Source organism: Mucilaginibacter ginsenosidivorans (genome assembly GCF_007971025.1).
GTDB lineage: Bacteria > Bacteroidota > Bacteroidia > Sphingobacteriales > Sphingobacteriaceae > Mucilaginibacter > Mucilaginibacter ginsenosidivorans.
This window is the reverse complement of record NZ_CP042436.1, coordinates 1189528-1214276: the sequence shown is the minus strand read 5'-3', so window position 1 is coordinate 1214276 and position 24749 is coordinate 1189528. Positions and strand designations below refer to the sequence as shown.

Sequence of the window (24749 nt, the reverse complement as noted above, 5' to 3'; positions counted from 1 at the left end):
TAAAATTATGAAAACATATTATAAAAGTTTATTGCTGATGTTCCTGCTGTTTTCGGGGGTGTCATGCAAAAAATATTTAAATGTCGTTCCCGATAATACAGGCACGCTCGACTATGCATTCAGAAACCGTAACGAGGCAGAAAATTATCTTTTTACCTGCTACGCCACGCTGCAGCAGTTTTACGATCCTACTGCCAATGCGGGCTTCACTACTTCGTCAGAGATCATTTATCCCGATAACCTCACCAATCACCCCCTTATGGAGACAGGCTTTTCCCTTATCCGGGGAACCCAAACCAGCGGCAATGTGGGCCTTAATTTTTGGGACGGCGAGAACGGCGGGGTGGCCATTTACCGGTCTATACGCAGGTGTAATATCATGCTCGAAAACATTGATAAGCCGATTGACCTTAGTCCGGCCGAGAAACAACGCTGGATAGCTGAAGTGAAATTTCTGAAGGCCTATTATCATTATTACCTCGTGCGTTTGTACGGGCCGATACCAATCATCAAAACAAACCTGGATATCACTGCTTCAACAGAAGCGGTGCGGGTGGCCCGGTCGCCGGTCGACTCGGTATTTAGTTACATCGTGCAATTGCTGGATGAAGCCGCGCCAAACCTGCCGGCTGTTATTGACAATAAGGCGCAGGAATTGGGCCGCGTAACCTCAGTGATAGCGCTGTCGGTTAAAGCAGAGGTTTTAGCCACCGAAGCAAGCCCCTTATTTAACGGGAACCCTGATTTTTCGGGAACAAAAAACAAAAATGGCACGCCGTTATTTTCAAGCACCTATGACGAAACAAAATGGCAAAAGGCAGCGGATGCCGCTAAAGTGGCCATTGATGCCTGCACGGCGGCCGGGTTAAAGCTTTACACCTTCTCGGCGCCGGCAATAAGTGTCCCCGACTCATTAAACAGGGTTTTAACCATACAGAATGCGGTAACAGAAAAATGGGATCAGAATCCTGAGCTGATATGGGCACTAAATGGAAATTTTCCCGACCAGGGGTATGCTACGCCAAGGCTGACGCCAAAATCGGCGGTTAATATATTTTCAAATCCATCCACGTTTGCGGTGCCCATTTCTACAGCCGAACTTTTTTATACCGACAAAGGTGTGCCGCTTAATGAAGATAAAACATTCGACTATAACAGCCGGTACAACCTTCAGACAGGCGATTATGCCAGCCGCTTTTATGTTCAGAATGGCTATACCACTATAAAAGAACATTTTGACCGCGAAGCCAGGTTTTATGCAAGCATTGGCTTTGACGGCGGCATTTGGTTCGGCAACGGAAAGACCAATATTAATGACTTGTATCATGTAGAGGCACGCGGCAATTCGTCATTGGCAGGACCTAAAGACCTTAATACCTTAAACATAACCGGCTACTGGCCAAAAAAGCTGGCCAATTACCTTTCCGTTTATGATGACGGTTTTGCGCCGATCGAATTTCATTTGCCCATAATGCGCCTTTCGGGTTTGTATTTATTATATGCCGAAGCTTTGAACGAAGTTAACGGTCCGACTGCTGAGGCATTCAATTACATCGATAAAGTAAGGGCCCGGGCCGGTTTACAGGGTGTGCAGGAATCGTGGACGGCTTACTCAAAAGATCCGGCAAAGTTTACCACCAAGGAAGGATTAAGGGCCATAATTCACCAGGAAAGAAGAATAGAGCTTTGTTTCGAGGGTCAAAGCGGCTGGGATCTCCGCAGGTGGAAGGAACTACAGGGCGTATTAAGTAACCCGCTGCAGGGATGGAACATTTATGAATCAGAAGCGGGCAACTATTATCACCCGCGCACAGTGCTGATACCGGTATTCGGGCTAAAAAATTACCTGTGGCCCATTAAGGACAACGACCTGATCATAGACAATAACCTGGTCCAAAATCCTTACTGGTAGGATGACAATATCCATTCATGATTTTAAATAAATGATAGCGATGAAAAAAATTGAAAAATATATAGTGCGGATATCACCATTAATACTCGTTATACTAATGGGTTTGCTGAGTTCGTGCAAAAAGAACGACGGATATACCGCGCCCGTGTCGGCCGATAAATCAAAGCCGGGGGTTATAACAGATATAAAAGTTAAAAACCTGAATGGCGCAGCCTATATCACCTATACATTGCCTAATTCTCCAAACTTGTTATATGTCGAGGCGGAGTATAATATTAACGGAAAAACAGTTCGTCAAACCAAATCAAGTTATTACACCGACACCGTGTTGGTGGATGGTTTTGCAAAAAGCCAGGATTATAAGGTAACGTTAAGGTCGGTAAGCCGTGCCAATGTGCAGTCCGATCCGGTTACCGTAACCGTGCACCCCGATACACCCTACTACCTGCTTGTGAAACCGACCATTAAGTTGACCGCGGATTTTGGTGGCGTGAATATAAAGGCTGTAAACCGGGGTAAGTCGCCGGTGGGATTGATTTTGATTGCCATGGATGTTTCAACCAATGCGCTCGAAGTTTCGGATCAACACTATACCAACCAGGACAGTATAAATTATACCATAAGAGGATTTTCTCCAACGCCCCGGCAAATTGGGGCCTACGTTACTGATAAGTATGGAAATGTTTCTGATACAACACTCATGACAATAACCCCCATATTTGAAACACTGCTTGATAAGAGCAAGTTTTCGACTTACAGGTTACCCTCTGACAGCCCAACTGCTTACGGATGGGAGGTGCCTTATTTGTGGGATAATAAGACGGATGGTTACTCCAACGGATGGCATACAGCTCCGGGTGGCCCGCAACCCATACAGGTAACTTTTAGCATGGGCGTATCGGCGCAGTTAAGCCGTTTTGTGATGTGGGAAAGGCCCGACCAGTATGCCTATGCACATGGTAATCCAAAAGATTTTTCGATCTGGGGGTCCGATAAACCTGCGCCGCAGGACGCCTCATTGCCAACATTAGCCCCCGTTGGGGCTGTTGTGGGAGATTGGGTAAACCTGGGTAATTATCATTTTCCCGACCCTCCCTCGGGCCTTACACCAGGCTTTACAAACACTGCCGATGCCGCCTTTGTAGCCGCTGGTGTCAATTTTGACATCCCGCCGGGAGCTCCCATTGTAAGGTATTTCCGCATGGTTGTTCGCGATACGTGGTCGGGCGGTGATTTTGCGCATGTGATGGAGTTTTCTATTTATGGTAACCCGCAGTAATATTTAAACATGTTTAAATAAAGAGATCATGAAATTAATTTTCAAAATAACTATAGTGCTGATGGTGACCGCCGTTTTCATCAGTTGTGTAAAACGAGATACAGAGTTTAAAGACTTTTTGAAGGGAAAGGAATTAATTTATCCCGGTGTTGCCAGTAATCCGAATTCAAAACCGGGAAATTTACGGGTGGAGCTATTATGGAACCCCAGTCCCGATCCGAGCATAACCAAATACATTATTTTTTGGAACAACCATGCCGACTCCCTTGTGTTTTCTTCCTCAGATCATAACCCCACGGACACACTAAAGGTCATCGTACCCGATCTGAATGAATATTCCTATTCGTTCACCATTTATTCGTACGACGGGCAGGGTAATAAATCAATACCAATTGATGTTAACAATGTAAAGGTATACGGGCCCAGTTATCAATCGGGCCTTGTAAACAGGGCTTATAAGGTGGCTAACCCTTACACGGTATCAGCCGATGGAAGCGTAACCCTTAACTTTTATAAAATTGACACCGCGAGCGAGAGCTTTAGCTTTGCCCATAATACTTCAACTACCATCAGGTATACTAACAGGAGCGGGCAGACCGTGCAAAAGTTATTGTACAGGGACAGCAGTATCACCCTAACCGATTTTAAAGGCGGCTCAACATTAGATTTCCGGTCGACATTTGTGCCGGTCAAGGGTGCAATAGATACCTTTAATGTCAATAGTTACACAACGTTCCCGCAAATATTCGGGTATGCTGCGTGCGACAAATCGCTGTTTCAAAAAGTATATCTTCCTAACGATATGAACCCTTACGGAGGGGATACCGATGTTCCGCGGCTTTGGGACGGAAGTGTTGGCCCGCAGGGGTATCCGAATATATTCCATAGCGATGGCGCACATCCGCTTCCTCAAACTTTGACCTTTGATATGGGCAAGGTATATAACAGTTTAACACAGATAGAGGAAACCGGGCGTGACTGCTGCCACAATCCGGATGATTTTGAAGTATGGGGTATTGCCGATATTACCAATGCTGCAACTACCCTGCAGCCCAACGATCCGGGATGGACCGATGAGGCTATAGCCAAAGGATGGAAGCTGCTTAAGGAAGTGAAAAGAACCGACGACGGAAAGGCCGCATTAAAGGTTGACCTCGATAATACGTCGACACCTGTACGCTATATCCGGATAAGGATAAAGCACAATTCGGACGGCGAAGGGAGTTACACCAATTTAAGCGAAATCACCATGTTTTATAACGTGCTTAACTAAGCTGCAAGCAAGGTCAACTAAATCTCACTATCAGGTAAGTCAACGGGCCATTTAGTTTGAATGGCTTGTTGCTCTTATTACGGGCTTTTGCCTATATTGAAGCAACCGTAAAAAAATTAATTCAATGCAGGGATATTTCTCAATGTTTTCTGGGTCATACTATAAGCTAAGCTTAACGCTGTTATTGACCATTGTTTTCACATTTGCCAACGGGCAGGATAGATCACCAACCAATTCCTGGAAAGGATTTGAAAAGGTCGGGTTTTCAGTTGACGGGCATAATGCTTACTATGTCAAGCCGGCCCATGCCCTGCCGGGCAACCCCTGGGTTTGGCGTGCCTCGTTCCCCGACTGGCACACGGATATGGATAGCATTTTGCTTACCAAAGGTTTTTTTGTAGCCTATATCAGCGATGATGATCAATATGGCAGCCCACAGGCCATGCAGGTTTGGGATAAGCTTTATGACTACCTGACCACTAAAATAAACCTCGCGCCAAAGGTAGCGCTCGAAGCAGTAAGCCGCGGCGCCCTATATGCCTATGGCTGGGCGAAACGCAACCCGGATAAAGTTACCTGTGTATACGCCGAAACGCCCGTATGCGACATTAAAAGCTGGCCCGGTGGCAAGGAGAAGGGCATAGGCGATACTGCTTTGTGGAGCCAGCTAAAAGCCGTTTATCATTTTACAGAGGAGCAAGCCATGGCTTACCGGGATAATCCTGTCGATAACCTGGAGGGCCTTGCGTCGTTCAGGGTACCTGTGCTGCATGTTATAGGCCTTGAAGATAAGCTGGCACCGCCGGCCGAAAACTCCTACCTGTTTGCCCAAAGATATATTGCCGCCGGAGGGCCAATGAGCATTCACCCGGTAACTATTGGTCCGCAGGAACTTATGGGCCACCATTTCCCAATTGACAGGCCGGACTACTATGCTGATTTTATATTCAATAACTCATTCCCGGTAAAAGAACCGCTGCCATACAGCAATTACTATGAAAAGGCGAGCGGGTTGAAGAATTTTTATAAAGCGGTTACAACCCGTAAAATGGCAACCGTGACATTTCTTGGAGGGTCCATCACTTATAACCCCGGCTGGCGGCAAAAGGTGTGCAGGTATTTGACGGAGCGGTTCCCCGATGCTGAATTTCATTTTATTGCAGCGGGTATACCTTCTTTAGGTAGCCTTCCTCATGCTTTCAGACTACAGCGCGATGTGCTGGACTCAGGTAAAACAGATCTTCTATTTGTCGAGGCAGCAGTAAACGATAGAGCAAACAGCACGGACAGCATTACCCAGGTACGCGCCCTCGAAGGGATCATCCGCCACGCTAAGAAAAGCAACCCGGACATGGATATTGTGATGATGGCTTTTGCCGATCCGGACAAAACGGGCGATTACAACAAAGGTATCGTACCTGCAGAGATCGCCAATCACCGGTTATTATCGTATTATTATGATCTTCCTTTCATTAACCTTGGTAAGGAAGTATCGGATAAAATGAACCATCATGAGTTCAACTGGGACGATGATTTTAAAGATCTTCACCCGGCGGCGTTTGGGCAGGAACTATATTTTGCTACCATCAAGGGATTATTGCAGGATTGTTTTGATCACCAACCTGGCGGCTTACCAGAACCGGCAAGATCATTGCCAAAACCACTCGATAAGGCGAATCTGCAACATGGCAAATATTACAACATTAGAAATGCAGTTTACAGGAACGGCTGGACGATCACCCCTCAATGGCATCCTTCGGACGGTTTGCCAACGCGCGAAGGTTTTGTGAATATCCCGGTATTGAGCTCGGATACACCGGGTGCTGAATTATCATTGCCCTTTAAAGGAACGGCCGTTGGAATAGCCATTGTATCAGGCTCCGACGCGGGAATTATTTCCTATGCCGTTGACAAGGGCGAATACAGAAATTTAGATATGTATACCCAATGGAGCGCCATGCTGCACCTGCCCTGGTACCTTTTGCTTGGCAGCGATCTGAAACCGGGTAATCATGTTTTGAAGATCAGGATAAGCGGGCAAAAAAATAAGGCAAGCAAAGGCACTACCTGCAGGATAGTTAATTTTTTGATCAATGAATAACAGCTAAAATTTAACCTATGAATACTAAAACAGCCAGAAGATTTTTTCCATTAATAACAGCATTACTGTTTTTAAACAACCTGTGCCCGGGGCAGCAGCAACCCTTAAAATTATGGTATGATAAGCCTGCGCAGGTTTGGGAAGAAACTTTACCCTTGGGCAACGGTCGGCTTGGGATGATGCCCGATGGCGGTGTAACCAAAGAAAATATTGTACTGAATGACATTACGCTGTGGTCGGGCGCGCCGCAGGATGCCAACAATTATGAGGCTTACAAAGCCCTGCCGCAAATTCGGAAATTACTTCTTGAAGGCAGGAACGACGAAGCGCAGGCGCTTATCAATAAGGATTTTGTTTGCACAGGAAAGGGTGGCGCCAGTGTCCCTTTCGGATGTTACCAGGTGCTGGGCGACCTGGCTATCCAATTCAAATATAATAATACTGACAGCGAGGATGTGAAATTCCAGAACTACGAACGCGAATTATCCTTGAACAACGCGATAGCCAAATGCAGCTACCAGGTAAATGGCATTACCTATACACGGGAGTATTTTACAAGTTTTGGTAATGATATAAGTGTTGTAAAACTTACGGCAGATAAGCCCGGGCAGCTCAACTGCACTATTTCGATAAGCAGGCCCGAACGCGGAACGGCATCCGTTAATGACAATGAACTGCAACTAAGCGGTCAGTTGGATAACGGCACCGATGGCAATGGGATGCAATATATTGCGCGGGTAAGGGCAAAATTGAAGGGTGGCACTATCAATGCATCAAACCAAACGCTTGTCATAAAAGATGCAACTGAGGCCATTATCTATATTTCAGCTGGAACGGACTTCAAGGAAAAGCCGTTCAAACAAAAAACCGAGGCCATACTCGCAACTGCATTAAAAACACCTTACGCAGCAGAAAAACGCCATCACATCAGCAATTATCAAAAGTTGTTCAATCGGGTAAGTATCATTCTCGGTAATACCAATAACACTACAGAAACAACCGATAAAAGGCTTATTTCCTTTCATAAAGACCCTTCCTCGGACAATGGTCTGGCTGCCTTGTTTTTTCAGTTCGGAAGATACCTCAGCATTTGCAGCACAAGGGTGGGGTTGCTGCCGCCCAACCTGCAAGGTTTGTGGGCCAACCAGATACAAACACCGTGGAACGGCGACTACCACCTGGATATAAATGTGCAGATGAACCATTGGCCCTTAGAGATGGCTAATCTTTCTGAGCTGAATCTGCCACTCGTTGAATTGGTAAGAGGCATGATAAAGCATGGGGAAAGAACAGCTAAAGCTTACTACAACGCAGATGGGTGGGTAGCACATGTAATAACTAACCCCTGGCATTTTACAGAGCCTGGTGAGGAGGCTTCGTGGGGAATATCCAAGTCGGGATCGGGTTGGTTGTGTAATAATATATGGGAGCATTACACCTTTACCAACAATAAAAAATACCTGCAAAGCATATACCCGATACTGAAAGGCTCGGCGCAGTTTTATAACAGTATTTTGGTGAAGGACCCTAAAACGGGCTGGCTGGTAACTTCGCCGTCATCTTCGCCCGAAAACTCGTTTTACATGCCTAACGGCAAAACCTCGAGTATATGTATGGGCGCGACGATTGATAACCAGATCATCAGGGAATTATTTGAAAATGTGATAACGGCATCTAAAGTATTAGGCATAGATGCAGCGTTCAGGAAGGAATTAACTTTAAAATTAAAAGAGATACCTCCGCCTGGTGTTATAGCAAAAGATGGCCGTATACAGGAATGGCTTGAGGATTATAAAGAAACAGAGCCACATCACAGGCACATTGCCCACCTGTATGGTTTATACCCGGCGCAGTTGATCACACCAGAGAAGACTCCCGCTTTGGCCGAAGCCGCTAAGAAAACACTCAATGTGCGCGGTGATGATGGGCCGGGCTGGTCAATAGCTTATAAAATATTGTTTTGGGCAAGGCTGGAGGATGGGGAACGGGCTTATAAGCTTTACACTGAATTGATGAAACCAACCGTTCGCACTGATATTAACTACGGCTCGGGCGGGGGTATTTACCCCAACCTGCTCGACGCTGGACCTCCGTTCCAGATCGACGGCAACTTCGGCGGCACAGCAGGTATCGGCGAAATGCTGATACAAAGCCACGCCGGTTATATAGGATTGATCCCCGCGATACCCGCTGCCTGGAAGTCTTATGGAAAGGTATCAGGATTAAGGGCCCGGGGCAATTTTACGGTTGATATGGAATGGAGAAACGGTAAAATAACCAGCTACCGCATTACCTCACCGTCGCCTCGTAAGGTTAAAGTAAAGGTGAACGGCGTTATGAAAGAAGTAATGGCTGAGAAGGCATCATGATATATCTTCATATAAAACCTTTGAGATCATTACACATCATATATAAATACTGCAGTCTGCTTTTTGCAGCACTGCAGTTTATAGTCGCTTTACCGGTAGTTGCCCAAAATAATGCCAGCCCGGTCCGTATCCCTTTTGGAAAGACCCGCTTCATCAAATACGATCTTAAAACAGGTCTCATGAATGTTTACAAAAACAATGAGGCCGTCTTTTCAAATGTATACGCAGAGGTAAAGATTGATGAAAGGCTTACTTCATCAAAAGATTATAAGAAAAGAACATACACAGAGACAGCTATAAGTAATGGTTTAGGAAAAGGCGAAAAATATATTATAAAGTTAACCGGACCCGATCTCCCGGAAATGGACCTCATCTTTTACACATATCCTAACAGGGAATATTTTTTGATCGAAACAGAAATAAAGGGTGACCATCTGCAAAGCAACTATATGGCACCTTTTTCCGGCAGCTTTAAGGCAGTGCCCCGAGACGCCCGTACCCTTTTTGTTCCTTTTGACAACGATACATTTATCGGTTATAACGCTAAACCCTTTAACGATACGCTGCGAAATGTAAGTGCTGAGGTTGGTGCAGTTTACGATAACGACAGCCGGAGAGGGATCGTAGTGGGCTCGATTGAGCATGGATTATGGAAAACAGGCGTACTTACTGCATCTACGAAAGACGGTATCGATTCGGTCAAGGTGTGGAGTGGTTATACAGCAGCGGAAATTACCAGGGATAAAATGCCTCATGGCATCATACGTGGTGCTACATTGAAATCAGCGCTAATATTTGTGGGCTGTTTCGACGATTGGAGGCATGGACTTGAAGAATATGGTAAGGCAAACCGGATCGCCGATCCGCCCTATATATTTAACTGGACCAACCCTACACCTGTTGGCTGGAATAGCTGGGGTGTGATACAGGACAAATTAACACTCGACAAGGCATTAAAAGTGGTTGATTTTTTCGCGGACAGCCTGGCCGGGTTCAGAACCGGCAATACGGCTTTTATTGATCTGGATTCCTATTGGGACAACATGCTGCACGGAGGAATGAGTGGAGATTTCTCAAAACTTAAAGAATTTGCCGGCTACTGTATGAAAAAAGGGCTGCAGCCTGGCGTATACTGGGCGCCGTTTACGGACTGGGGTTACAAAAATGGCGCCGACAGGCTTGCCGAAGGAGGCAACTATAAGTTTGGGGACATGTGGACAAAAGTTGCCGGCGGCTACCACGATTTGGATGGTGCCCGTGCCCTTGATCCGACGCACCCGGGTACAAAACAACGCATTGCTTTTATGATAAAAAAGCTTCGCGATTGCGGTTTTAAAATGATAAAGATCGACTTTTTGGGCCACGCAGCGATCGAGTCGACCCGTTTTTACGATACGACAGTAACTACCGGTATGCAGGCCTACCGAAAGGGAATGGAATTTTTGTTGGATCAGTTAAGCAACCAGATGCTGGTTTATGCGGCCATATCTCCAGGTTTGGCAACTGGTCGCTATGCCCACATGCGTAGGATAGCGTGCGACGCTTTTAAAAGTATAAACGATACCAAATACACCTTAAACAGCCTTAATTACGGATGGTGGCAAACGTATTTGTATAATTATATTGATGCCGATCACGTGGTTTTATCCACCGAAAAGGAGGGAGCAAACCGGGCAAGAATATTGTCTGCAATTATAACAGGGACATTTATTACCGGAGACGATTTTTCAATCAATGGACACTGGTCTGCTGTAGCAAAATCAATGTATCAAAACCCGGAGATACTTAAAATAATAAAAAATGGAAAGGCATTTGAACCGGTCGAAGGTAATACTGGTAGCGGTGCTGCAGAAATGTTTACCCGTAAAATAGGCAACGATTTTTACCTGGCTGTATTTAATTACGCTGATAAACCTAAGGTATTTCCAATTGATCTTAAAAGGCTTGGGCTTCCGTCTGAAAAAAAATATACGGTTAGTGAAATATTTAGTGGCAATAAAGATGTGCTTGAGATAAATGTTGATGCGGCGTCCGCAGAATTATATAAGTTTAGCTACTAACCCGTACCTTTTTTAGCTTATCATTGTCATAATCATCGATTTAGGCACGAAAGGTATGCCACATTTGTATCATTCTTTCATATCGCGGCTAAATGCCCGGTCAAATACTTCAGCGTGTATTTATTCAGGAAGATCCTTTCAAAATTTATAGCGGATTTTAAATCTTCCGAAAAGTACGGAATTTGTCCTTTTCCTTTTACTGAAACCCCAGATGAAAATTCGGGGCTTTTATTTCTAAAAGATCAGTTTCAAAGCCATCGTTATGTATTATCTTCGGCTATGCCGAATCTGATCGCTCCTGATATCGAAAATTTCTACTCCTCAACTTCCGAAGAAGGCCGCCTGCAGCTTGGCCTGGGGCCACTGGAGTTCGAGCGTAACAAAGAACTTATCGGTAGGTATCTGACGAAAAAGAATGTGGTTGTTGATGTGGGGGGCGGTCCGGGCGTTTACTCGGAATGGCTGTCGAACCTGGGGCACGAGGTGTATTTGATAGAGCCGGTTGAAAAGCACATCAAGCAGGCACAAAAACGTTCGGCGAAAGCCAAAAAACCTTTCAAAGTTATTTTAGGCGAGGCCCAAAAACTGGAGCTGCCGGATAATTTCGCCCACGTTGTCATCCTGCACGGGCCGCTTTACCATTTGCAAAAAGAGCCGGAGCGGATAAAGGCCATAAGCGAAGCAAGCCGTGTATTAAAACCAGGTGGTATAGCTTTAGGGTTTGCGATCAATCATTCTGCATCGACCATTGCTGCACTTTTGAACGGCTTTATCCATACCCTGGAGATATTTGAGATGTGCAAAGAGGAACTGCGATACGGTACGCATACCCCGCCGGCAAGCATGCCGGGTATACTGCCATCGGCATACTTTCACCATCCTGCCGAACTGAAAAGAGAATTTGAAAAGGGGGGCCTTGCATACCTTGATACAATTGCAGTGGAAGGGCTGATATGGATGGATAAAAACTATTTCGAAAGCAGGTACGATGCTGCCAAAAAAGCAAGAATGATGGAGCTAATGCAGCTAACAGAGAACGACCAGTCGCTGTTGTCGTTAAGCCCGCATATGATGATAGCTGGGAAGAAGGAGTAATTTACATCCTCATAATATATAGACAAATGAAAAAACCACTAAGCCTGTTATCATTATTATTAGTTCTTACAAGTTTTACCTACTATGATGAAGCAAAAAACTAGTATAGAATTCCCGAAACCATAGCGTTTGATGACATCCAGTACAAGCTTACAGCGAGCTATCACCCGAATAATATCTATTACAAACAGGAATATATCTCGCAGGAGAATCAGCGGACCACTTTAATAAAATGGTGATCGTCGATTTTGTTATTACCGATGCTCCGGCAAAAACCCTTATCGGCATGAAAATAAAAGAACTAAATGACCGTAAGAAAGATGACCCTGTGGTCAATTATGACATGATGGAAAACGCAGGAAAGGGTGAATACATTTTAGATTTTGTTTTGAGCGAACAAAATGGCGGAAAAGTTAGTACTGTGGAACGGAACGTATATCGGTATAAGGGATATACGGACAGCTCGGGACATAAAGGGATTCTGCTATTTGCAATAAGTCAGCGCGGGTATGGCGACGATATCGTTGCCTTTTTCGGTAATCTAAAAAAACGAGGATAGATGATATTAATAAGGTTGCGAGGTATGATCTGCCGAAAATTGAGATCAAATAATAGTTTTTTTGAAAATCGGCAGGGTGCCGTATTTCTGTTTAATTGTTATTAATATTACAGCATGAAACATTACGGGCTTATCGGCTTCCCGCTTTCGCACTCATTCTCGAAAAAATTTTTTATCGAGAAGTTTAAGAACGAGGGCATTACTGATGCCAAATACGAGCTGTACCCCATTGAACACATCAGCGAGCTTATCCCGCTGTTACGTGAGCATCCCGACCTTTGCGGCCTTAACGTTACGGTACCATACAAGGTCAACGTCCTTAAATATCTCGATTGGGTAGAGCATGACGCCCGTAACGCAGGCGCGGTAAACTGCATCAGCATTACTGCCGAAAGTCCTGTTGTTGCCGCGTTTTCAGGCGAAATCGGGATAAAGGGGCATGATTTCAGGCTGGAGGGTTATAACACTGACATTTATGGTTTTGAAAGATCGCTGAAGCCACTGCTCAAAAACCGGCACGACCAGGCGCTTATACTTGGGGATGGCGGGGCCGCCAAGGCGGTAAAGTGTGTGCTGGATAACCTGGGCATCAGCTATAAATGCGTAACCCGCAAACCGTCGCCTGGGAATATCCTGTTCAGCGAACTTAACCCGCATCATATCAAAAACAATTTACTGATTATCAATACGACGCCTGTCGGAATGTCGCCGAACGTGGATGAATGCCCGCCGATACCTTACGAGGCTATCACGGACGACCATTTACTGTACGACCTGATCTATAATCCGGAACAAACCCTATTTTTGAAAAAAGGCGCTGAAAAGTGTGCAACAACCAAGAACGGTTACGAAATGCTGGTGTTGCAGGCTGAAAAGTCGTGGGAAATATGGAACTCAAAAGACAAGCATCCATGAGAAAAATAATTGTGCCGGCCATGGCCTTGCTTTTGCTTGCCGCGTGCGGCAGCAATCCGGACTACTCGCCTAAGCCCCGGGGATATTTCCGTATAGTCTTCCCGCAGAAATCATATCGTCAGTTTGATACCGTTTATCCGTTTACCTTTATTTATCCGAAATATGCCTTTATCGAAAAGGATATGCACCCGCAGCGGAATGACAGCAAGCTGGTGAACATGAAATACCTGCTGAACATGCAATTTCCGCAGTTCAACGGTACACTGCACCTGAGTTACGAAAGCATTACATCGAAAAAAGTATTTGACGAACTGACCGAGGATGCACGCACTTTTGCCTTTAAGCATACAGTTAAAGCCACCTCTATCGACCAGGGGATCATCCACAATTCGGCCCGGAAGATTTATGGGATTTATTATACCATCGAGGGAAATGCTGCATCGTCACTACAGTTTTACATTACCGACAGCACTAAAAACTACCTGCGCGGCGCCCTATATTTCAACAACGAACCGCGCCAGGACTCGATACAACCTGTGCTAAAGTTTGTAAAAAAGGACATTGATACCATGCTGAAAACTTTTCGGTGGAAAGGGGAATAAACTCTGGTTTCGAATTGCCGTGCCACTTTAAGAAACAGTCATGACGAAACTAAGATCGTTTGTTAATAACCCCTACCAGGAAAATACTTATATCCTGTATGATGAGACACACGAGTGCTGCATCATCGACCCGGGCATGTATACCGCGTCGGAACAAAATGCCGTAACGAACTTCATCAGGAATAACCAATTGAAGCCGGTTTTGCTGCTGAATACGCATTGCCATATCGACCATGTGCTGGGTAACAAGCTGGTCTTCGATCTGTACGGGTTAAAACCGCAATTCCATATCGGCGAGTCGCCGGTGCTGGCGTCGGTACCTGCTTATGCCCCCCAAATGGGTATGCGCTACGACCCGTCGCCCCTGCCCGATCATTATTTGCCTGAAACAGGCAGCGTATCATTTGGCGATACTGAATTAACCCTGATATTCGCACCCGGCCACTCGCCTGCGCACCTTTGTTTTTATAATGAAGCTGGCAATTTCCTGGTCGGCGGCGATGTGTTATTCCGTGGCAGCATTGGGCGCTGGGACTTTCCCGGTGGTAATTTTGAAACACTTACCGGAAATATCCGCGAAAAACTGTTCACCCTGCCCGGTGATTGCACCGTATACCCGGGCCATGGCCCGGAAACCACTATCGGGTTTGAAAAGCAGAACAACCCGTTTTTTAGTTAGGTTGTACGTTTAACGTCCAACAAATTTGTAGTTTAGTGCCGAACGCACCACACGCATTGAACACCGCCATTTACATAGCCCGCCGTTATCTTTTTTCGAGGAAGAAGATGCATGCCATCAATATCATTTCGGGTATATCCATGCTGGGCGTGTTTATTGGCAGTGCTGCGCTCATCGTTATCCTGTCAGTTTTCAACGGTTTCGAAAAGGTGATCTTATCGCTTTACAGCAATTTCACGCCCGAAATGCTCATCACTCCTAAACAAGGGAAGACATTCGACCCGAATACTCCCTATTTCAACGCACTGCGCCGCGATCCGAAGCTAATATCGTTCACTGAAATACTGGAGGAAAAAGCTTTGATACGCTATGGTACCGATGGCGAATTTATTGGTACGGTAAGGGGCGTCAGCGACGATTTTTTGAAGGACACCCTGCTGGACAGCACTATCGTAAAAGGAAGCTTTACGCTCAAAAGCAAGGGCCATTTTTATGCGGTAATAGGCGCTACCGTACAGAGCAAATTATCTGTCAACATAAACGATCAGCTTTCGCCGCTGCAGATATACACGCCAAACAGGCATGCCTCCAGTTCGGCCGATCAGCTCAACGAGTTCGAGGTGAGGTATATTTATCCATCGGGCATATTCAATATCCAACAGGATTTTAATAACCTCATCATTACGCATATCGATTTTATGCGCGACCTGCTGAATGAGCCTAAGAACATTTCAGCAATTGCCCTCAACTACAAAAAAGGCACTGATCTTAAATTGATAAAAGACGACCTTTCAGATAAACTCAGCACGATGTTCACGATAAAGGATCGTTACGAACAAAATGCAGAACTTTATAAAACACTGAACTACGAGCGGTGGTTTATTTTCGTGATACTCACCTTTGTGCTTGTCATAGCTATATTTAACATCATCGGATCGTTAACCATGCTGGTTATTGACAAGCAAAAGGACATCGCCATTTTAACCAGTCTTGGTGCGAATAGCCGACTGATACAGGGCATCTTTTTTTCCGAAGGGATGATGATCTCTTTTATCGGCTGCATTGCGGGGATGCTGGTTGGACTGATATTCTGCCTTTTGCAGGAACAATTTGGCTTCATCAGGTTCGGCGAAGAAATGTCTGCCATCGACGCCTACCCGGTTGCATTGAAGGTTACGGACTTTCTTTTAGTCTTTCTGACCGTAGGCGGCATCTCGACCATCGCGTCAGGTATAAGCGCACGTTTAAGTATCAAAAGGCTCGGAGAGATCAAAGAAGAATTGTAATTTTGGGCTTGAGGCTTAAAGCAAAAAGATCAAAGCAGAAAGCTCTTTCAAATACAAACAAAATTCCGGCATATAGCTTTTAGCTTTATGCTTTTACCTTTCAGCTTATAAAAACATGGAATCGAAACGTCAGCAAAAATTCGCGGGAGTAATACAAGAGGACCTGGCCGCTATATTTCAGCGCGAGGGGATGAATCTTTTGCCTAATACCATGATCACCATTACAAAGGTGCGGGTAACCCCCGATCTGGCCATTGCAAGGGTGTTCCTGAGTTTTTTTAACAATACCAATAACCAACTGGCCTTGAATACCATCAAAGCGCACGCCTCTGAAATACGCTACAAACTTGGCGCCCGCATTAAAGACCAGGTAAGAATAATTCCGCAGCTTGAGTTTTTTGTGGACGACACCAGCGACTATGTAGAGCGTATGGATAAGATATTCGACAAAATAAGCAAGGAAGAGCGGCAGCCGGACAGCGAATAGCCGATGACGAAAGATGTAATGCCGGCTCATCTTTTCAATCAGACCTGGATGAATAAGCATATCCTGCTTGCAAACTATATCAAATCCCATCCAACAGAAGTCGGCAAAGTGGTGGACTACAATGCAGAAACCGACCTGCTGTACCCATTCGACTTCACAGCTGCAAATACCGGATTAACGGCGGAAGACATTGAAGATACGAACCGTTTCAGTGCCTGGGTGGAAAAGAAACTGGTTGGAAATAATTGCCGCTACGGCGTAGGCGGTTATATGGAGCACAGGACCATTTACGCCCGCAGTGTGCATTTTAATACTGAAGACGAACCGCGCCGCCTGCACCTGGGTGTAGATATATGGGCCGGTGCAGGAACGCTGGTTTACGCGCCGTTAGCAGGTCATATCCACAGTTTCCGGGATAATAATAATCACGGCGACTACGGTCCAACCATCATTTTACAGCATAACCTTGACGGGCTCGAATTGTACTCGCTTTACGGACACCTTAGCCGGAAGGACCTGGCGGGTTTACACGCTGGCATGAAAATAGAAAAAGGGCAACAGCTTGGCGCTTTTGGCAACCAGGAAGACAACGGCCATTGGCCGCCGCATCTGCATTTTCAGCTGATGTTTAATATAGAAGATTGCGCGGGCGATTATCCTGGTGTTGCTAAATTTTCAGAAAAAGAGAAATGGGTGAAAAATATTCCCGACCCGAACATTGTACTACAATTTCCAAATCCGGAATAATAGGTTTATATTTAGTAAACCTAAAATCACATGACGCCAAGATCCCTGTTTGCGATTATTATTAAGATCATCGGATTTTACCTCTTACTCGGGGCCGTAGTATCTATTCCACAAACCATTACCGCTCTATTTTCCTTTAAATCTCAATTTGGCTACGGCAGTGCGGACGATATATTGACAATGGGGTTTTTCCTGGTATTTTCTGTTTCGTTTCATCTTGCTGTGATGTATTACTGTATTTTCAAAACAGAATGGATAATCGATAAACTTCAGTTAGATCAAAACTTTTCAGAAGAGAAGTTCGAGTTCAGTATTCACCGTTCAACTGTTTTAAGGATAGCAGTTATCGTTATTGGCGGCGTAATGATTGCCGACAGTTTGCCGCTGCTTTGTAAACAAGTTTTCGTTTTCATCCGGTTTAACCGGACAGGTGCCGACCTGAAGCAGAACCCGGAAACTGTATGGATGATATTCTATTTTGTCAAATTTTCTGCGGGCTTTGTTTTGCTTTCGTCCAGCAGGCCCATAGTCAATTTCATTGAGCTGAAAAGGAAAAAGCCGGCACAGGAAGAAACAACCGAATAGTTTTACCGGCCTTCCGCCTGCTCTTACTATCGCAACAAAAACCCGCCCGCACAAAGGGCCTTTAAACAGTCGGGTTTGCAAAAAAACTATTTGATCAGTAATTGCTGGAACGACAGGCTATCGCCACTAAAAGCGTCAAAGTCCACCACGTGGCCAATGCCGGTTATGGTGGCTTTATCCGAATGCTGCCATATCAGCCATCGCTTGCTGCCGATCGATTTCATTTCGGGCTGATCGTAATTAGCCACCCATAGTGGATAATCGTCAAAGAAACCCAGCAAGTAATCCTGGTAGAAACTGGAGCCTGAATAGATGATGGGTTTTATACCGGTTTTCTTCTCGACGGACGTTAAGAACTCCTTTAGTTGCAGGCGCATTTTATCAGGAGTCATGTGGTTCAGTTCTTCCACATCAACTACCATGGGTAAGTCGCCTTTTTCCACCTTCACGGTCTGCAAAAAAAACCTCGCCTGCCACGACCCGCTTTTGGATGGCTTAAAATAGTGGTAAGCGCCGCAAACTATCCCGGCTTTGGCGGCCTCGCGCCAGTTGCGCTGAAAATAGGGATCGACGGACAGGATACCTTCAGTGGCTTTGATATAGGCAAAAGTGATATGCACACTATCTTCCTCCATCGCCTTTACTTTCTGCCAGTCTATTTTTCCCTGCGCATAGGAAACATCAATACCGTGAATAGCATATTTGTCGGGTATACGGATATTGAAACTGCGGTAGGTACGGTAATGCGGGTTGCCGCCGATATCCCTTACCCAACGCCATGCCGAGCTAAATCCCCGCAGAACATACCCGTAATAAAATGGTGACAACAATACCAGGGCGATACCGGCAATAGTTAATTTGAGTTGTATGGGCCAGCCCTTCTTTTTCTTCTTACGCGCCGCCGGTTTACGCGCCGGTGAAGGCTTTTTTGCAGGGGTTCTTTTCGGAGCGGCCACGGCGCAAAAATAGGAATATAAGCTCGTCCTGCAATATAAAACCCCCTTGCACTCGCTGCTTGGGGGTTTAAACCTAAACCTTATCACAGTAGGCTTGTCAGAACGACAGCCTCATGTACAGCAAATATAATAATGTAACATGTATGTTACAAGTAATTCAATAAACTCATTGTGTTTTTTGGACGCAATTATTTTTTTATCACTACCAGGGGATTGTAGCCGCATGCGCTGCACACAACCGCATTATTAAGAACAACCTCATGTATTTTAGGTATAGAGCAGCATTTGGGCGAATCAAGTTTCAAAGTCACCCGTATACTATCGGCAGCCAGGCTGCCGAGTGTCAGTTTAAAAGTCTGCGTTGAGGTGGCTATGATCCGTACGAAACGCTTTGCCTTATCCGTGCTATCTACAGAGAAAGAAACATTTGAACCGTCTGCAGAGCTGCTCACTTTAAGATCATCAGATTTGTAGGGTGATCCCGGCGACAGGAAAAGGTCGACGCCGCTGGTTTTATCAACAATGCGCACACCAATAGTAGGTGCAACTATGGCTATAGCCGGGCATATGCCGCATTTACTGCTGGCTGGGGTATTTTTACAGGCGCTCCATAACATAGCGGAAGCTGCCAGAACGACAAGGAACTTTTTCATAATTCAATGACTTTAAAGTTAATACGTTCACAATAGCAGTCGCGATACAGTACCCTGATAATCTTTTTTTCCGGTGTGTCCAATTGCCATCATTTCACTTGTTATGCTGGTATAATTCATATATTTATTAACCTGTCCATCGCAAGATGGATCAAAAATTTACCAAAATGGACGAATACGCATTAATTATGAGGCACGAGGACGGGACGAAGATCGCTTCGCCCGAGCAAATGCAGATCTGGATGAAGCAGACGATGGACTGGATTGGTGATATAGCAGCCAAAAACAAATTTGTAAGCGGCACCGGGCTGCTGTTTGACGGGGCTAAAGTGGTGGGACACGGTGGCGTTGTTACCGACGGGCCTTTCGGCGAGATCAAGGAGACCATCGGCGGCCTGATCGTTGTCAAAGCCGACTCGGTTGAAGAAGCTATCGAATTTGCCAAAGGCTGCCCGGTTTTGCAGGGCGAAGGCAATACAATGGAAGTGCGCAGGATAGCAAAAAATGACGGCACTCATTAGAACCAGGTCTGTGCTCCTCTGTGAAAAACTTTGTGTCCTCTGTGGTTAATTGCCCCGAAAGATTAACCACAGAGAATGCAAGGGAGACACAAAGTTCACGGACGTTTTTTACGGCAATGGAACAACCGGAACTTATAATACACCTTTTTAGGACAGAATACCGAAAGATAGTTGCGGTGCTCTGCAAACGCTTTGGGTTCGACCAGATAGAAACTGCCGAAGATATTGCCGCCGATACTTTCGTTACCGCTGCGCAAACCTGGCCCATGCGCGGCATTCCGCCTAACCCGGTAGCCTGGCTGTATAATGTGGCCAAAAACAAGGCCAGAAACCACTTGCAGCGCGAAACGGTCTTTAACGAAAAAGTGGGGCCCGAACTTATCCATACCTCTTCCGGATTGTACGAACAGGACATCGACCTTTCGCCCCAGAACATTAATGACAGCCAATTGCAAATGATGTTCGCCATTTGTCACCCATCTATCCCTGCGGAGGCTCAGATCGGCCTGTCTCTTCGTATACTCTGCGGTTTTGGTATCGACGAGATTGCCGCTGCCTTCCTCAGTAATAAGGACACGATCAACAAACGCCTGTTCCGTGCGAAGGAAAAACTCCGCGGAGGAAAGGTAAGGATAGAACTGCCCGGCGCTGCTGAATTGGATGAAAGACTCGACCCCGTGCTGCGTACCATCTATCTGCTTTTTAATGAGGGCTATTATTCCGTCAGCCAAAACCAGGTGTTGCGCAAAGAACTTTGCTTCGAGGCCATACGCCTTTGTTATATGCTGATCGACAACAGGGAAACCAATAAACCCACTGTAAACGCCCTGCTGGCCCTGATGCTCTTTCACGCTTCGCGATTCGAAGCGCGGACCGGCAAGAATCGCGAACTTGTTCTTTACGACGACCAGGATACCAGCCTTTGGGACACCGACCTTATTAGTCGGGGCAGTTATTTCTTCCATTGCGCAGCCAGCGGCGACACGCTTTCCAAATACCACCTCGAAGCCGGTATTGCCTACTGGAACACTCAAAAGACCGATTCGATTGAAAAGTGGGAAAGCGTTTTGCAACTCTATAACCAATTACTTGCTATCGAGTATTCGCCGGTGGCGGCCCTCAACCGCACTTATGCCCTTTCAAAAACCAGGGGTAAGGAACAGGCTATCATGGAGGCGGAACAGTTGACGCTGGAAAATTACACCTTTTATTTTATCCTTTTGGGCGATCTATACACCGGTATCGACACCGAAATGGCCCGTAAAAACCTACTGAAAGCCCTTTCGATCACCAAAAACACCCCTGACAAAGAAGCCATCCGGCGAAAGATCGACCTCTTGTAAACTTGCAACCGTTTCAAAGATCTTGCCGGTACTAAAGCCAACCTTTCAGAATAAATTCTGCCCGGTGTCCAATCCTGCACTGCCCGGTCGTCATTAGGGTATAAATCAAATACAGAATAAAATGGAACAGAGAATTAGTTTTTTTAACAAGGGACAAAACGCAATGAAAGTGTTATTTGGATTTGGCAGTTATTTAAGAAGATCGGACCTTGATCCGCAGCTTTTACATCTGATCGAATACAGGGTATCGCAGATCAACGGCTGCGCTTTTTGCCTGGATATGCACTCGAAAGACCTGCGGGCGGGCGGGGAGACCGAGCAGCGCATATACATGCTCGATGCATGGCGTGAAGCGCCGTTTTATACCCTGCGCGAGCGTGCCGCACTCGCCTGGGCCGAGGCTGTTACCAAATTGACGGATAAAAATGTACCCGACGACGTTTATCAGCAGGCCAACAGCCAGTTTACTGAACAGGAACTGGTCGACCTTACCTTTGCTGTGCTTGGCATCAACTGCTTCAACCGCATCAACGTCGCCTTCCGCACCCCCGCAGGCGATTACCACCCGGGACAGTTTGCAACGCAGAGTGCATAGAATAACATAAGATTGAGTAGTCCTAAAATAGGTTGACTATTTTTGATTGGACAAACATTGATAAAAAAGCTCAAACATCCACCAAAGATGTTTGAGCTTTTTTGTTGTAGGATTTTATTTTGATCTCTTTTTGTTGATGCATTTGCACAGGGGTAAGCATGTAACAGCTTAAGTGTGGCCGGATGGTATTGTATCTGGTAATGCTCTGCCTGGTTTGCTGCAATGCTTCTGCAATGTTATTAAGTTGCTCTGCCAAGCCAAACTCATCTTTTAGAATGCCGTTTACTCTTTCAGCAATCGCATTTTCGTAAGGATCACCGTTTTCGGTCATACTGATATTGATACCATGCTCTTTAAGATAATCCGTGTAAAGTTTACTACAGTATTGCAGTCCTCTGTCTGAATGATGAATAAGCGGTTCATCTTTATATTTTCTATTTTTTATTGCCATTTGCAAAGCTTTTAAAGTAGATGCTGCTTCCATATTACTACATAATTCATAACCCATGATTTGCTTGGAATAAGCATCAGTGATCAGGTGCAGATAAGCATTTCCGTCTGCTGCTGTATCAATGTAAGTAATGTCAGCTACCCATACCTGTTCAGGCCGGATAAGCTCTGCACTCTTAATTAAGTTCGGGTATTTTCTCATCCAATGCTTTGAATTGGTGGTGACCGTATATCGTTTTTTCTTATAAATCAGCAACCCTTCTGTTCTTAGCAGATTAAACAGGTTATCTCTGCCCATGCTTATTTCGTTTTTTATCAAGTGATACAGCTTGCGCGTACCCAACCTGGGCATCTGCCTGCGTATATCCAATACCACCGACTTTACCTGTTGTTTTTTGCAGACTGTCAGATAATGATGGACTTGTTGTTTATAGTAAGCTTGTTTGCTATAGCCAAACAACTCACAGAACATACTTACTTTTCTTGGGTAGGTTCTGGCAAGCTCCCGGATCGTTTGGCTTCGTCTTTTTTTAGGATACTGATCCCTTCTGCCTGTTCGGCGATCCCGATCAGCGTTTCATAAGCAACCAGCTTCAGTTTGGCATCGGCTAATTGCTTCTCCAGGTCTTTTATACGTTGTTTCTGAGGATCTTTCATCGGACGGCCCAAAGAACCTGCTTTGGGATAGTGCAATTTACCATACTTGCGGCACCAGGTCAATACCCTGGAGTTACCTTTAATGCCGTACTTTAGTTGAATCTGGTCTTTGTTGAGCAGCCCTCGTTCATACTCAAATACCACAGCTCTTTTGAATGCCTCGCTATACTTGGCTTGCGAGGCTGTCTCTTTTACTTTAATTACCTTGTAACTCATTTTGTTGACTTTTTATTAGTCAACTTTTTTTCACGACGTGACAGTTAAAAAAAAGCCCCTCTCCCGTAGAGGGGGGCCTAAGGTGAGACTACAAACTTTGCTATATTTATGCAATGAAAAAAGTCATCCTGTTTTGCCTTATCTTGTTGCCTTTCTTTTTAAAGGCTCAAAATATGCCACGGCCGCCCAGCTATATAGGCGATTATACCAATACATTATCCGACACCGCCAAAATCAAACTTACAGCCAGGTTAAAGGCCCTTGATATCCCCCATAATGGGCGGATTGATGTGATCATCATCAAAACGGTGGGCAACAGCGACATCCTGACGTTTGGACGAAAACTGCTCCTAAGCTGGTCTGAAGGAAACAAAGACACAGACAATGATCTTCTGGTGTTAATTGCTATGGATGATGGCAAAGCGGCCGTTATAACGGGTATAACTATTCAAAAAACCGTTACTAATGCGATATGCCGGAATATCATCAAACATGACATCACACCCCATTTTAAAAATGGCGAATACTACGAAGGACTGGATGAAACAGCGACCGATTTGGTAAAAGCAGTTAAAAAAGAATATAAGCTTGCACAAGTGAAGTAACCCCGCCCGTTTAAGCGTCCACACTAAACAATTCAGATTCTCAGCATCCACGCTCACGCCATAGTTCAAAAGCCCTCCTGCTACCCGGAAAGTTAAAAGCCTGAAATCATTAGATTTTGAGGCTTTTATGTTTTATGGTTCACTCCTCCTCTTAACAGCGCCCATTTAATTTTCTGCTATTAAAATAGACCTATTTTAACGCCACCAAGTTCAGCATCTCCAAAAAAGCGATTTATAAAATCTGAAAGTTGACAACTGCAATAGAATGTAAATTTTTAACGGAATTATATAAAAGCGGTCTCAGGTATTAACGGTACTTTAGCAACACATATAAATTTAGTATTTTTGATTCGTGAAACGGACCGCCCTCATTTTATTAACGGCAGTTTACCTTTTATCCCTGGTGGGTATCGGGGTTAACCGTTTTTATTGCTGCGGCAAGCTCGCCTCTGTTACACTAATCTATGGGGCGGCAGATAACGCCGGTGAAGCGTCCGCAAAAAAGAATAATTGCTGCAAGCACGAAAAGCAAAGTTTCAAAGTAAAAGACAGTCATGTGAATACGGCTGCCTTCGAGTTTAGTTCGCCCGCTCCGGCATTATTACCCACTATCATCCACTGGGCTTCTGTTAATCCTTTTAAAGAGCAATCCACAAACACCCGTTACGGTGCAAACTCGCCACCAGTACACCCGGATATTCCATTTTATACGCTCAACTGTACTTACCTGATCTGAGGGTTGCAATGGCCCTTGCGTCCTGTATGCGGCCACCCCCATTTCTTTTAATCCACGACTATTTTAGT

At 45.3% G+C, this 24749-nt stretch carries 23 protein-coding genes; 20 read left to right on the top strand and 3 right to left on the bottom strand.

The features are described 5' to 3' along the window. Nucleotides 1-7 precede the first annotated feature (7 nt). The 15 genes from FRZ54_RS05545 to FRZ54_RS05475 all read left to right on the top strand — a co-directional run bounded on the left by FRZ54_RS05545 (nucleotide 8) and on the right by FRZ54_RS05475 (nucleotide 17949). Entirely contained in the window at nucleotides 8-1912 is a 1905-nt protein-coding gene (locus FRZ54_RS05545) for a RagB/SusD family nutrient uptake outer membrane protein (RefSeq protein WP_147030650.1), read from the top strand. A 40-nt stretch (nucleotides 1913-1952) separates the two neighbouring features. Continuing rightward, a complete protein-coding gene (locus tag FRZ54_RS05540; protein ID WP_147030649.1) occupies nucleotides 1953-3191 on the top strand; it encodes a DUF5000 domain-containing lipoprotein in 1239 nt (412 codons plus the stop codon). A gap of 28 nt (nucleotides 3192-3219) precedes the next feature. Continuing rightward, a complete protein-coding gene (locus FRZ54_RS05535; protein WP_147030648.1) occupies nucleotides 3220-4464 on the top strand; it encodes a DUF4998 domain-containing protein in 1245 nt (414 codons plus the stop codon). A 142-nt stretch (nucleotides 4465-4606) separates the two neighbouring features. Continuing rightward, entirely contained in the window at nucleotides 4607-6565 is a 1959-nt protein-coding gene (locus tag FRZ54_RS05530; RefSeq protein WP_187359758.1) for an SGNH/GDSL hydrolase family protein, read from the top strand. Nucleotides 6566-6582: 17 nt separating this feature from the next. Continuing rightward, entirely contained in the window at nucleotides 6583-8934 is a 2352-nt protein-coding gene (locus FRZ54_RS05525) for a glycoside hydrolase family 95 protein (protein ID WP_147030646.1), read from the top strand. Between the two features lie 20 nt (nucleotides 8935-8954). Next, complete coding sequence (locus tag FRZ54_RS05520; protein ID WP_147030645.1) at nucleotides 8955-10994, top strand: alpha-galactosidase; 2040 nt, start codon at nucleotides 8955-8957, stop codon at nucleotides 10992-10994. 279 nt (nucleotides 10995-11273) lie between these two features. Beyond that, complete coding sequence (locus FRZ54_RS05515; protein WP_147030644.1) at nucleotides 11274-12089, top strand: class I SAM-dependent methyltransferase; 816 nt, start codon at nucleotides 11274-11276, stop codon at nucleotides 12087-12089. Between the two features lie 232 nt (nucleotides 12090-12321). Beyond that, nucleotides 12322-12648, top strand: coding sequence for a hypothetical protein (locus FRZ54_RS05510; protein WP_147030643.1), 327 nt, complete (start codon nucleotides 12322-12324; stop codon nucleotides 12646-12648). A gap of 114 nt (nucleotides 12649-12762) precedes the next feature. After that, nucleotides 12763-13563, top strand: a complete 801-nt coding sequence (locus tag FRZ54_RS05505) for a shikimate dehydrogenase family protein (protein WP_147030642.1) — start codon at nucleotides 12763-12765, stop codon at nucleotides 13561-13563. Further along, nucleotides 13560-14165 (top strand): gliding motility lipoprotein GldD, encoded by a 606-nt coding sequence (gldD, locus tag FRZ54_RS05500; protein ID WP_147030641.1) that lies wholly within the window; start codon nucleotides 13560-13562, stop codon nucleotides 14163-14165. Before FRZ54_RS05505 ends, gldD begins: the two co-directional genes overlap by 4 nt. A gap of 40 nt (nucleotides 14166-14205) precedes the next feature. After that, entirely contained in the window at nucleotides 14206-14844 is a 639-nt protein-coding gene (locus tag FRZ54_RS05495) for an MBL fold metallo-hydrolase (protein WP_147030640.1), read from the top strand. A 35-nt stretch (nucleotides 14845-14879) separates the two neighbouring features. After that, nucleotides 14880-16130, top strand: coding sequence for an ABC transporter permease (locus FRZ54_RS05490; protein WP_228462627.1), 1251 nt, complete (start codon nucleotides 14880-14882; stop codon nucleotides 16128-16130). A gap of 115 nt (nucleotides 16131-16245) precedes the next feature. After that, the gene (gene rbfA, locus FRZ54_RS05485) at nucleotides 16246-16617 is read left to right on the top strand and encodes a 30S ribosome-binding factor RbfA (protein ID WP_147030639.1); all 372 of its coding nucleotides are present in this window, start codon (nucleotides 16246-16248) and stop codon (nucleotides 16615-16617) included. A 3-nt stretch (nucleotides 16618-16620) separates the two neighbouring features. Further along, nucleotides 16621-17364, top strand: a complete 744-nt coding sequence (locus FRZ54_RS05480; RefSeq protein ID WP_228462626.1) for a peptidoglycan DD-metalloendopeptidase family protein — start codon at nucleotides 16621-16623, stop codon at nucleotides 17362-17364. 30 nt (nucleotides 17365-17394) lie between these two features. Continuing rightward, nucleotides 17395-17949, top strand: a complete 555-nt coding sequence (locus FRZ54_RS05475; RefSeq protein WP_147030638.1) for a hypothetical protein — start codon at nucleotides 17395-17397, stop codon at nucleotides 17947-17949. Nucleotides 17950-18035: 86 nt separating this feature from the next. Here the strand turns inward: FRZ54_RS05475 and FRZ54_RS05470 are convergent, their stop codons facing one another. After that, complete coding sequence (locus FRZ54_RS05470) at nucleotides 18036-18905, bottom strand: glycoside hydrolase family 25 protein (protein WP_147030637.1); 870 nt, start codon at nucleotides 18903-18905, stop codon at nucleotides 18036-18038. 188 nt (nucleotides 18906-19093) lie between these two features. Beyond that, nucleotides 19094-19558, bottom strand: coding sequence for a hypothetical protein (locus FRZ54_RS05465; RefSeq protein WP_147030636.1), 465 nt, complete (start codon nucleotides 19556-19558; stop codon nucleotides 19094-19096). 146 nt (nucleotides 19559-19704) lie between these two features. Between FRZ54_RS05465 and FRZ54_RS05460 the strand changes: the two genes are divergently transcribed. The 3 genes from FRZ54_RS05460 (at nucleotide 19705) to FRZ54_RS05450 (ending at nucleotide 22017) form a co-directional block, all read left to right on the top strand. Then, nucleotides 19705-20079 (top strand): YciI family protein, encoded by a 375-nt coding sequence (locus tag FRZ54_RS05460; protein WP_228462625.1) that lies wholly within the window; start codon nucleotides 19705-19707, stop codon nucleotides 20077-20079. Nucleotides 20080-20195: 116 nt separating this feature from the next. Then, on the top strand, nucleotides 20196-21422 hold the full coding sequence (locus FRZ54_RS05455; protein ID WP_147030635.1) for an RNA polymerase sigma factor: 1227 nt from the start codon (nucleotides 20196-20198) through the stop codon (nucleotides 21420-21422). Nucleotides 21423-21543: 121 nt separating this feature from the next. Next, on the top strand, nucleotides 21544-22017 hold the full coding sequence (locus FRZ54_RS05450; protein ID WP_147030634.1) for a carboxymuconolactone decarboxylase family protein: 474 nt from the start codon (nucleotides 21544-21546) through the stop codon (nucleotides 22015-22017). Between the two features lie 70 nt (nucleotides 22018-22087). On the opposite strand, the gene FRZ54_RS05445 is transcribed toward FRZ54_RS05450, so the two are convergent. Continuing rightward, nucleotides 22088-23325, bottom strand: a protein-coding gene (locus FRZ54_RS05445) for an IS3 family transposase (RefSeq protein ID WP_147034418.1) whose coding sequence is annotated in 2 segments (ribosomal slippage) — nucleotides 22088-22992 and nucleotides 22992-23325 — 1239 coding nt in all. Because the reading frame shifts where the segments join, the coding sequence is not laid out codon by codon here. Between the two features lie 128 nt (nucleotides 23326-23453). On the opposite strand from FRZ54_RS05445, the gene FRZ54_RS05440 reads away from it, so the two are divergent. Further along, on the top strand, nucleotides 23454-23945 hold the full coding sequence (locus FRZ54_RS05440) for a TPM domain-containing protein (protein WP_147030633.1): 492 nt from the start codon (nucleotides 23454-23456) through the stop codon (nucleotides 23943-23945). 352 nt (nucleotides 23946-24297) lie between these two features. After that, nucleotides 24298-24681, top strand: coding sequence for an HYC_CC_PP family protein (locus FRZ54_RS05435; RefSeq protein WP_147030632.1), 384 nt, complete (start codon nucleotides 24298-24300; stop codon nucleotides 24679-24681). The last annotated feature ends 68 nt before the right edge of the window (nucleotides 24682-24749 follow it).